Origin of the sequence: Mesorhizobium sp. M7A.F.Ca.ET.027.02.1.1 (assembly GCF_004022985.1) — a bacterium.
GTDB lineage: Bacteria > Pseudomonadota > Alphaproteobacteria > Rhizobiales > Rhizobiaceae > Mesorhizobium.
The window spans coordinates 1-2,746 of record NZ_RZOL01000585.1 but is presented as its reverse complement, the minus strand read 5'-3'; the positions used below and the strand labels follow the sequence as shown (position 1 = coordinate 2,746).

Here is a 2,746-nt window from a genome sequence, read left to right as displayed (position 1 = left end):
ATGCCTGGCGGCGTTGCGGTCGCCGAGCCGTTCGGCTTCCAGATAAAGCCCCCGCAAGCCCAGCAGCCGCATCTCGGGATCGTCGAGCATGCTCTCGAATTTCTGTCGCGCGCTTTCATGATCGCCTTCGAGCAGCGACGCCTGCGCTTCCAGCAGGTGGATCAGCGGCTCCTGGTCGGAACGGATCAGCTTGGCGGCTTCCTTGGTCTTCTTGCGGGCCAGCGCGCCATCACCGGCGCCGGCGGCAATCATGCCGGTCGACAGCGCCTGATAGCCACGATCGCGGCGGCGGACACGGAAATAGCGCGAGATGGTGTAGGGGCTGTTCCACAGCGACTTGAGCAGCCACCACAGGATCATCACCGCGGCGACCACGGCAACGACGGCCACCGCCGCCACCATCAGGCTGACCTGGTATTGATAGCCGTTAAAAGTGACGACCATGTCGCCCGGCCGGTCGGCCAGCCAGGCAAAGCCCAGCCCGAGCGCGAAAACGACGATGAGGAAGGCGAGCAGGCGGATCATTGTGTTGCCCTCATGCCTTCATCGCGCCCGAGATCAGCGCATCGACCTGGGTTTCGACCTCGATGCGTGCCTTCAGCTTGCCGGCCAAGTCCGCGCCAGCGGCCTTGGCGGCCTCGGGCAGCGTTTCATACTCGCTGAGTGCCTTCGCGTAGTCGCCCTGGTTGACCGCCGCCTCCATGCGCGCGACGGTTTCCGGTGCGCCGGCGCCTTCGACGGCGCCGATCGGCCTGACCTTGACCAGCGATTCGGCGCTCGACATCAGATTCTGCAGGAAGCCGGCATTCTCATCGACGGGCGTCGCGGCAGTGACCATGGCATTGGCGGCGGCATCAGCCTGCGATGCGATCTCGGCGCGGGTCGGAACGCCCTTTTCAGCATAGGGGCGCAGTGCCGCAAGCTGCGGCGCATCGGGCGAAATTGCCGCGAGGGTTTCGAGTTCGGCCGAAAACGGCCCGCCACGCTCGAGCGCCGCCTTCAAGGCCGACGCCGCGATGGCAAGCGCTACCTTCGGCTGCCCCGCCGCCGCCTCGACCTTGCCGGACAGCTGCGACACAGACTGCTCCAGCGCTGTCAGCCGGCCCTCCTGCGCCGTCGTAGCCTCGCCGGCCGACTTCACCAGCGCGTCGAGGCCAGCCAGTTTCTCGTTGAGCGGACCGAGATCGACCGGCGCCGAGCTGCCGGCCTTGCCGAGGGCGGCGACCGCCGTCTCGATCTGCGCGACCTTGTCGCCCAGTGCGGCGACCCCGGCCGCGTCGCCTGCTCCACCTTTCTCGACAGCCGATTTCAGCGCCGCCACATCGGCCTTGACCTGTTCAAGGCCCGAGGACAGGCCGACCATCTTCGCCGCTCCATCGCCGTTGCCGCCGGCGTCCTTCAAACCGGCGATTTCGGTCTTCAGCGAGGCGATGTCGCCGTTGACGCCATCGAGCGAGACGCCGGCACCGGAACCCGGCGCGCCAAGCAGGCCGGCAAATTGCAGCCCGCCGGCGCCGACCAGCGCGATGACGCCGCCGATGATGCCGGCGGCGACGCCGTTGAGGCCGCCGCGCTTTTCAAGGGGTGGCGCCATTTTCTCGTCCCGTGTCTCGGGTTTCGCCTTGTTGCCGTCGGTCTGCGTGCGCTTCGCCGATGCGTCCTCGAAACTGTAGTCGTAGGCTTTGGTCTTGCCGGCCGGCGCATCGGACGATCCGGGACCGTGGGACGATCCGGGCTCGTCGGACGATCCGGGATAGGGGATCTCGGCCTCGCTAGCGGGCTTTGTCGCCGCTGCCGACGGCTGCTCCGGTTCGGCCCGTGCGTCGGCATGCTCCCAGGGCTCGAGATCGGTCTGGTCGGCGTGAACCGGCTCTTCGGGAACCTCGGGCTGCGAAGCGTTCGCTGCTTCCTCGGCCTTCGCCTCGTCTGTCCGGGCCTCCTGCGTGGCGGCGTCCTCGTCGGCGATGCGTGAGACGGCGCCCGGCTCGAGATCGATGGTCACCGGCTCGCGGCGGATTTTCGAGTGTCGCATCTTCGGCGTCTTGACCATGCCTGGGCTCCGCACAATTCGCTTCGTCTCAACGCCTGGCGGCGCATGATGGTTCAGAAAGGGTCTAGCACATCACCAAGCGGTGAAAAGGGGCGGTGTGATGACGCGGCTCAGCGCGGCGCCTGCAAAAGCGCCAGCAGTGCCTCCTCGTCAGGCTGCGCGGCGATGCGGATCCTTTCGCCGGCGACATCGTCGAAGGCTTCGGCGATGCGAGCGGAAAGCGCAAAAACCCATGTTTTTTCGAAGAGAACGCGCAGAGCGGTCCGTCTTGCCAAGGTCCGCATCGCCGCCGCCGCCTTGGCTGAATAGAGCAACACCGCGTCGGCAGGTTGCCCCGACAGGCGTCCGAGGATGACTTCGTCCGAATACCCCACTGCCAGCGTGTCATAGGTCTCGACGGCCTGGACCCGAACGCCCGCCGTCCCGAGCCTCTGTTCGAACGCCGGAAAACGCACGCGTCCGCAGAGATAGACAATCGTCTTTCCAGAAAAATCGACGGCGAGACTGTCGGCCAGCGCCTCCGCATCGCCCGGGCCTTCACTGACCGACAAAAACCCCGCTCGACGCGCCGCTTGCGCCGTCCTTTTGCCGACCGCATGACAAGGCAAGGCGGCGAGCGTCGCGATTATTTCTTCCGGCGCATGACGCATGGCATTGGCGCTGGTGACGGCCACCGCGACGGCATCGTCCGGGATC

General features: G+C 66.6%; 3 protein-coding genes. All 3 read right to left on the bottom strand.

Translation table 11 applies throughout. From position 1 onward, the window contains the following. Positions 1-525: heme biosynthesis HemY N-terminal domain-containing protein (locus EN749_RS33780; RefSeq protein WP_281061943.1), on the bottom strand; the 525-nt coding region annotated here is incomplete at its 3' end. A gap of 10 nt (positions 526-535) precedes the next feature. Further along, the gene (locus EN749_RS33775) at positions 536-2,050 is read right to left on the bottom strand and encodes a COG4223 family protein (RefSeq protein ID WP_128364802.1); all 1,515 of its coding nucleotides are present in this window, start codon (positions 2,048-2,050) and stop codon (positions 536-538) included. A 110-nt stretch (positions 2,051-2,160) separates the two neighbouring features. After that, on the bottom strand, positions 2,161-2,746 hold a 586-nt coding region (locus EN749_RS33770; protein ID WP_128364801.1), incomplete at its 5' end, for a uroporphyrinogen-III synthase.

What these genes read in the sequence shown, in the direction of transcription:
- EN749_RS33775 (WP_128364802.1), bottom strand. Translation starts at nt 2,050, where the DNA reads ATGGTCAAGACGCCGAAGATGCGACACTCGAAAATCCGCCGCGAGCCG.